At 41.2% G+C, this 8,634-nt stretch carries 6 protein-coding genes and 1 rRNA gene; all 7 read left to right on the forward strand.

The window, feature by feature from the left end:
• The first annotated feature begins 2 nt into the window (after window positions 1–2).
• Window positions 3–118 (forward strand): 5S ribosomal RNA (gene rrf / locus JL57_RS14550).
• Between the two features lie 536 nt (window positions 119–654).
• Complete coding sequence (locus JL57_RS14555) at window positions 655–2,076, forward strand: aldehyde dehydrogenase family protein (protein WP_034142757.1); 1,422 nt, start codon at window positions 655–657, stop codon at window positions 2,074–2,076.
• Window positions 2,077–2,669: 593 nt separating this feature from the next.
• Window positions 2,670–4,640, forward strand: a complete 1,971-nt coding sequence (locus JL57_RS14560) for an aldehyde ferredoxin oxidoreductase N-terminal domain-containing protein (RefSeq protein ID WP_034142758.1) — start codon at window positions 2,670–2,672, stop codon at window positions 4,638–4,640.
• Window positions 4,627–5,166 (forward strand): 4Fe-4S dicluster domain-containing protein, encoded by a 540-nt coding sequence (locus JL57_RS14565; RefSeq protein ID WP_034142759.1) that lies wholly within the window; start codon window positions 4,627–4,629, stop codon window positions 5,164–5,166. Before JL57_RS14560 ends, JL57_RS14565 begins: the two co-directional genes overlap by 14 nt.
• A gap of 238 nt (window positions 5,167–5,404) precedes the next feature.
• A complete protein-coding gene (locus JL57_RS14570) occupies window positions 5,405–6,349 on the forward strand; it encodes a reverse transcriptase domain-containing protein (RefSeq protein WP_291300115.1) in 945 nt (314 codons plus the stop codon).
• A gap of 1 nt (window position 6,350) precedes the next feature.
• Window positions 6,351–7,454, forward strand: coding sequence for a radical SAM/SPASM domain-containing protein (locus JL57_RS14575; RefSeq protein WP_034142760.1), 1,104 nt, complete (start codon window positions 6,351–6,353; stop codon window positions 7,452–7,454).
• Window positions 7,448–8,634, forward strand: a 1,187-nt coding sequence (locus JL57_RS14580; RefSeq protein ID WP_034142761.1) for a molybdopterin molybdotransferase MoeA, incomplete at its 3' end; no start/stop codon positions are given. The genes JL57_RS14575 and JL57_RS14580, both read left to right, overlap by 7 nt.

The raw sequence follows: 8,634 nt of genomic DNA on the forward strand, positions 1-8,634 counted from the left end.
CATCTGGTGATCATGCCGGAGGGGTTCCACCCGTTCCCATATCGAACACGGAAGTTAAGACCTCCAGGGCCGATGATACTTGGGGCATAGCCCCTGGGAAAGTAGGTCATCGCCAGGTAACAAGCGATAAGCTACCTCTAAATGAGGTAGCTTATCTATGTTTCGTAATACTGTAAAGATTGTGGACATTCGGGTCACGGGGTTCCACCCATTCGATCCACACTGCAGGAGTGTGCGTTACAAGTTGCAGTGTGGCGAAAAGCTCGTCCGCTTTTCGTATATCGAACACGGAAGTTAAGGTTCCACACTGCAGGAGTATGCGTTACAAGTCGCAGTGTGGCGAAAGGCTCGTCCGCCTTTCGTTCCAGGGCCGATGATACTTGGGGCATAGCCCCTGGGGAAGTAGTGTTCCAATATACAACTAACTAAAACTAACTTAACTATACTTATTCAGCCTATAACATAATGCCTTTTTGCCTTATTACAATGAAATTTTGCATCATATTGTACTTATTCATTTGAGCTAGCTAGTGATAAAGGTTTAATATCAAGTCTGTGTAAGGGTTCAAAATAATGGATCAACTTGGCACAATCTTTGCATAACTATTTTAAGATTGGAGGTAAGGCTAAGACTTATTAAGGAGGTTCTCTATTTTGCAAGAAAAATATTCTATTTATGTTAATGGCGAATGGTTAGAGACTGAGCAGACTATGGGTGTCGTTGACAAATTTTCAGGGGAAGTATTTGCAACGACTTGTACTTCTTCCGCTACTGAAGTTGCTGCTGCAGTGTCTGCAGCAATCAATGCTTTTAAAGCAGGTCCGCTTCCACCTTATCAGAGATACAAGATTTTAGCTAAAGCATCCTCTTTAATTGAAGAAAATGCCAACGATCTAGCATTAACGATTACTCGTGAGGCTGGCAAAGTTTTCAAAGATGCTAAGACAGAAGTCTTAAGGTCTTCGCAAGTCTTTCTCTTGGCCGCAGAAGAAGCTAAACGCATCAGCGGGGAAACTATTCCCGTCGAGGCTACATCAGGGTCGGAAAACCGGATGGCTTATACAATTCGAGTCCCAATCGGTGTGGTATGTGCTATCAGTCCCTTTAATTTTCCTCTTAATCTTGTTACCCATAAAATTGCCCCGGCTTTAGCCGCCGGTAACACTGTTATTCTAAAACCAGCTTCTGCCACTCCGATTTCTGCTATTAACCTATGTAAGATTCTAGAAGAGGCAGGACTACCCCCTGGTTATTTGAATTTAGTGATAGGCGGCGGTAATGAAATTGGAGATCTTTTATTAAAAGATGAGAGAATCAACTTTTATACGTTTACCGGTTCACCGAAAGTTGGTAAGAAAATAATGTCTACAATCGGGTTACGCAAAGCTACCATGGAACTAGGCTCAAATTCTGTCACTATCGTGCATAAGGATGCCGATTTAGCAAAAGCTGTAGCTTTATGTAGCCGTATGCCTTTTGTCAACGCTGGCCAGGTTTGCATTTCTGTTCAACGTTTATTAGTCCACCAGGATATCTATGATCAATTTGCAATTATGCTTGCCGAGGAAAGTAGGAAACTCGTTCTTGGCAATCCAATTGATCCTCAAACTGATATCGGACCAATGATCAGCGAGGCAGAGGCTAGGCGAGCTGAAGCTTGGGTAATTGCAGCGTTAGAGGGTGGCGCAAACTTATTAAGTGGAGGCAAAAGAAACGGAGCACTCTTTGAGCCAACGATCTTGACTAATGTCCAACCTACGATGCAGGTTGTTTGTGAAGAAGTTTTTGCTCCAGTGGTAAGTTTGATCCCTTATCAGGATCTTAACGAAGCAATTGAAATAGCAAACGCTTCAACATACGGACTCCAAGCAGGGGTTTTCACTTCCTCTATTGCCATTGCGGCTGAAGCAATAAGGAGGTTGGAAGTCGGCGGGGTAATTATTAATGATACTTCGGTTTACCGGGCAGATCAAGCTCCTTATGGCGGAATAAAAGAAAGTGGCATCGGACGGGAAGGACCTAAGTATGCAATCCAAGAAATGACTGAATCTAAATTGGTTGTTTATAACTTGTAATCACTTCCTTTCTGAGAGGGAAGGCAAATCAAATTCACAGATCCTATAAAGTTAAATATTATAAAATACCAAGTCATTATTGCATTACACCAATGCTATAATGACTTGGTATAACTTTGTTTGAATTAGTTATATATCGGTCTATATCAATATATATCGGTCTTTATCAGTCTTAACTTAGTCGCGTTGCCAATTAACAAAAATAATACCACTGCAAGATTGCAGTGGTATTATTTTTGTTCAAGGACTATCAAATCTATAATATAGCTTAACTTCATGAAATTTTTTACCGTTGAACAATTGTTTTCGACATTTAAACATAGCTTATCAACCGTTGAGCTAAAATTTTGATTTAATCATGAGATAATGGCAAGGCAATTGCGTAAAGACAAGATATACATAATGAAGAAATGGGGGGATATAAAGAAATATGTGTGTTAAAACTTTTAGGAAATTCCACGGAGTCATCTGGCTTCCAAGAAATCATCTATGAAAGGAAAAATTGGTTAGCTAGAGTTTGACAATAAGATAATGAAAAAGCTTATTCAGTTTTAAGAACATTATTAATAAAACATACGTAGAGGGGATGAAAAATGAGGTACGCAGAAACAGGATATAATTTAGAAATTGATTTAGCAACGGGAAACATTGAGAGAGTAGAAACTGATCCGAAATTAACCGAACTTCATCTAGGGGGACTTGGTTACAGCGTCAAACTATTTTGGGATAGGGTTCCTCCTGAAACTAAAGCATTTGATCCTGAGAATCTATTGATATTTAGCAGCGGTCTATTATGCGGAACGCCTGCTTTCAGCTTTAATCGTACTGTTGTTACGACAATTTCCCCTCAGACGGAGTTACTGGCATATCCGATGATGGGGGGGTTTTGGGCGGCGGAATTAAAGTATGCCGGGTATGACAGAGTGATCTTTCGCAACAAGTCTCCGAAGCTGGTTTATATATATATCCACAATGATAAGGTAGAAATACGGGATGCCTCTCATTTGAAGGGTATGGGCACTGTTGAAATTCGAGACATTTTAAAAAAAGAGCTGAATGAACCGAAAGTCGCGATAGCAGCTATCGGCCTGGCCGGTGAAAATAGGGTCTTTACAGCTTCCATCGAGCAGGGCAGGTCGAGTGCCAGCAGGCTCGGAGGAGGCGCCGTTATGGGAGACAAAAACATCAAGGCGATCGTTGTTCGTGGAACAAAGGACATCAATCTTGCCCGAGGGGAAGAATTTATAAAGCATGTGAATAAAATAGGGGAATATATAAAGTTCAGAAATGAAAATCCCCTTAAGGGAGTAATGACCATTTTATCAGGGATTGGGTCGCCGCAGGAGATGAAACACACTGATGAGAAGTGGCACACCGAAAACTTTTCATGGGGAAATGCCCGTACTCGGAGAAGAGACTTCTGGACCGAAGAAATCAACGAATCCTGGTCAAGTACTCAAAGGGCAGCGATAAAGCGGTTTATTAGTTGCTTTAACTGTCCGCAGCAGTGTGGGGCTTTAATTTCCTATAAGGATATTCCAAGATTCAAGCAGAAATGCTTCACGAAACTTACTTATTCAATGGCCGCTTATGTAGACAACCTGGAGTTTAACTTTAGAATTGCTCAGCGTGCTACGGAGTATGGTGTGGACGGATTCTCAACCCCGCAAATTTTAGCCTTCGGTATTGAGCTTTATGAAGCCGGCATTTTGACTGACAAGGACTTCGAAGGAAGTCCGGCCGATAAAGAGGGTAGATTTAACTGGTTACTTGACAGAGTAGTCCGACGGGAAGGAATCGGAGATATTCTGGCCGACGGCACTTATTGGGCAGCTCGGAAAATTGGTAACGGTGCAGAGGCATTTGATCATAATACCATTAAGAAACATGAGCAGCTCCCTCTCAAGCTGGGCATGTTGGATCCCCTTTATTTCCTTATGTATTCTACCAACGAGAAGATAAGCATTACCCAAATTGAAGGAAATTGGCCTCAAGCGCCTTTCCCAACGATGGAGATGAGAGAAGAGTTTGTAAAAGATTGGCCTCAGCTTCCAGATGAACATTTTAAGCAATATCTTCTGGACTGGGAACCACGGGGAGAAAACTCGAACCCATATTACCCAACTCCCGATATGTGCAGTGAAATTGTGGATTGGATGGAGGAGATACACAACATTGATGACGCCTTGGGGTTATGCTGTGGTATGGGATCATTTTGCTTGAAGCCTCCGTACCATACACACAATTATCATCTTTTAGTCTCATCAGCAACCGGGTTGGACATAGATCGAGCCGGCCTAAAGAAAATAGTCAATCGAAGCCGAAATCTACACAGAGCCTATAACATAATAAAAGGCATGAGGAGAGCTGATGAGAAGCCGCCTCAAGACCACTGGAAAAGGAGATTCCCCGAGCTAGAAGAACAACTTCTAGATACCTATTACAAATATAAGGGATGGAACATGGAAGGTATCCCCACTAAAGAAAAATTACAGGAATTAGATTTAGATTATGTTGCAGAAGATTTAGAGAGGAGAGGGATATTAAAAGATGGCCAAGATTAAGAAGAAGATTAAGTCAATTAAAGTTAATGCCGATAAGTGCAATGGTTGCCGGTCATGTGAGATAATCTGCTCCAACTTTCACGCTACACCGAAATATAGCAGTATTAATCCGGCAAGGTCTCGTATTCAGGTGATTCATGACCCAACGACCGACATTTGGCTTCCGGTGTTCGCAGGTGAATATACTCCAGCCGAATGCATGGGCAGAGGAAAGTATGTGATTGACGGAAAGGAATATGACGATTGCACCTTCTGCAGAGCTTCTTGCCCAGCCAGGGATAGATTCAAAGAGCCCGATTCCGGTCTCCCGTTAAAGTGCGATATGTGTGAAGAGAATGATCCCGGACAACCGCCCTTGTGTGTTCAGTGGTGTTACAATGAGGTCCTGATTTACGAAGAGAGGGAAGAGGAAGTCGAAGAAGAAGTCATTCTGGGCGAGATTGAGATAGGATTGGAATCATTGGTAAGCAAACATGGTTTGCAGAAGTTAGTGGACACCGTTGCCCGTATGACACAAAAGGACTAAAATTTTCTACCCCTGTGGAAAGGCCATAGCAATGCCTTAAGGACGTAAAGCAGATAGACGACATGATAGACCTGAGTTGGTTCGTCACGGAATGAAGTTTTTTCTGAAGGTTGATAAGCCTCTCTGTCCGTGCCGCAAGCGCAGGTCTTGACGTAGACGTTGAATCTTAACAAGGAATCAGGTGCTCCATGCAATGGGAGGTTCGGACTTTAATACAAAGTAAGGAGAAACCCAAGCCATGAACATAAAGCTAGAAAGAATAGCAGAGAGAGCTCGAAAGGAAACTGATCTGAAATTCACTTCCCTGGCGCATCACATATCAAAGGAGCTTATTTGGGAAAGTCTAGCCCGGATATCAAAGTATACTGCGCCGGGTGTAGACCATGAGGCGGTTGAAGGAGCGCAGAAGAGCTTTAACCTTTGGTTTGAAGAACTAATGAAGTCAATTCATCTGAAAAGCTATATCCCCCCGACGGGAGTAGGAGTTCCCAGAGTTGTGGATGTCGTCTTGCAATACAGTACTACTGAAGTATTATCCGCAATATATGAGCAAGACTTCCTCAACTATTCATTCGGAGGAAGGCCGGGACGAGGATTGCATAATGCTCTTGCAACCTTAAACGAGATAATTGCCGGGGAAAAAGTCAGTTGGGTGCTGGAAGCAAGCTTCAAGGACTTCTTCGGGAGCCTGGAAAACCAATGGATGATGGGGTTTGTACAACGTAGGGTGAGAGACCCTAGAATTATTTCCATGATAAGAGGGTGGCTGAAAGCCGGTGTTATGAAAGCCGGTAAAATCCAGGCGAGCGAAATTGGCACTACCCAGGGGGACTCGATTAGAGTCTTGCTGAGCAATGTTTATCTACATTATGTATTGGACCAGTGGTTTGAAACGTTAGTGAAGCCAGGATTAAAGGGTGAAGCATATTTAATTAGGTATATCGATGATTTTATAGTCTGTTTTCAATACCGTTCAGAAGCCACCCGTTTTCATGAAGCACTGGAGAAAAGGCTTGAGGAATTTTCCTTAAGTTTAGAACCGAACAAAACGAACCTAGTTGAATTTGGTCGCTTCCCAACTAAGCATTTTAAGGATCAAGTCAAAAGGGTAGATAAGATTTATTATTACGGTTTCACCAACTATGGCACTCAAGCAAGAATCATGAAATGCGAGGTGCAATAAAGTGAGAAGCCCAACAGAACATGCTAAACAATTAAAAGCAATGTATTCTAAAGAAGATGGACGATTGAAGGGTGAAGGAACTTGGGGGAAGCTTCCTTTCTTTTGGTTCCTCTTATTCCTCTCATACAAGTGCACAAGAAGGTGTAACTATTGTTATGCTTTAAATCAAGCTGGCGATAATGATGAAATGGAAATGGATGAGAATACGTTTTCAAGATTAGTAGAGTGGATTCCGGAAGTCTGGAAAATTAATAATGTTAAAGTGAACACCATTGGTTTTCTTGGAGGAGAACCCTTATTAAGGACAGATAGAATTAAGAAAATTATGGATACTGTCTATAAAAATACTGATGGTATGCAAGGGAATCTTTATACAAATGGTGACTTAATAGATTCCGTAAATTGGGATGATCTAGAAGATATCCAATGGATGACAACAAGTATAACAGATATTACCACTAAAGAGCTATCGAGAAGAATGAAGATAATTAGTGAAAGATCAAATGTTATTGGTCAAACAATAGCAGCTACCTTGGATGATCATAACTTAGCTAGAGTTCTGGATATAACAAGATTTGGAATAGAAAATGGATATCGTTTAAGATATCAAAAGGATATATACAGAGGAATAGATGCTGAATACAAGAAAAGATTGTTGCAGAAATACCATGAATTGTGTGATTTGCTGGAAAACTATACTATTAAGGGATACGATGTTCAAACTACTTTCTTGTTGGATACTTTAATTCCATTATGGGATCATGAATCTTCTCCATATATTTGTGGAAAAAGACTTGCTACAGTATTTCCTGATGGAAGCATTGGGCCATGTATTAGAGACCATTCATTTAAAACTGGAACAATATTTGACGCAAATCCGTTAAGTGCAATACAATGTGACACGTTTCATTATGAGGTTACAAGACCAGACATCCCAGATGAATGTAGGAAGTGTGAATCCAAAACTACCTGTCAGGGAGGATGTCCCCATGATAAATTGTTAATGACCGGTACTACTTCGGGAAAATCTGTTGCATGTGATATTCATAAAGAAATTATTCCAAGATTAAGACATCTGGATGGATTGAAGAGACTTATATGTTAAGTTTAGAGGAAGATATGATTCTGAAAGAAGTTTTAGATTATATTCCAACATTGTCAAAAGAGCGAAAACCCATCCTAGAATCTTTAAAACGGACTTTAGCGGAAGACATTGTTGCACCAGAAGCTTTACCACCCTGTGATTACGCTTTATGTGATGGATATGCTTTAAATTCACACTTGACTATTGGAGCAGCAAAGAATAATCCCAAATACTTTTCTGTCTTGGGTGAAGTTTGTGCCGGGGCAATTTATGAGGGCGAGATAAAATGCAATGGGGCTGTAAATATTATGACTGGGGCCTCCATTCCGAAGGGGACAGATTGCGTTATACAATTGGAATTGGTTGAAAGACAAGATGAACTGCTGATAGTAATTAATCAAGTTCAAAGTGGAATGAATGTTCGTATGGCAGGTTCAGACCTTGCCAAAGGTTCCATTGTAATAAATAGTGGATCTATCATCAGTCCATTAGAAATTGGCGTATTAGCAAGTTTGGGAAGAAGCAGCGCCGAAGTAATAAGGAGACCTATAGTGTCAGTTGCTGCTACGGGTGATGAAGTGATACCGGTGGGTGGGAAAAAAGATAGAGGGCAAGTATATAACAGTAATGCTCATTGTATTGCCGGTCTGGTATCTAGCTATGGGGGAACTCCTCGTTTATTAGATGTTATTCCTGATGACAAGAACAAATTACGGGATAGTATTATTAGGAGCTTTGGGTCAGACCTATTAATAACAATAGGGGGTACCTCAAGTGGCTTGAAGGACATAGTTTCCGAGCATGGTTTTGAAGAAATATCCTATGGAGATAGCCTTTATCACAACGGATTGCCGTTAAAAATATTAAAAGGTACAGATAACCGGATACTCCCACATTTGGCTTTGCCGGGAAAACCAGTAGGCAGTATTATAGTTTTTGAACTTTATGGTCGGTCTGTTCTTGAAAAAATGTCTGGAAGGAGAAGAAGTACTTTCAAAGTTTGCTGCGCTACCATGCAAAACGAGATTATCAATGCCGGCAAAGCAAACATTTATGCCCGGGTGAAGTTGCAAAAGAAGCAAGAATTTTATATAGCGTGGTCTACTGGTAAACCCGATCATGATTTAATTTGTCCCAATGTAGAAGCCAATGGCTTCGTATTTTTACCGAAAACTACTGAAAAGGTTTGTATCGGCGATCA

This window comes from Desulfosporosinus sp. BICA1-9 (assembly GCF_000802135.1).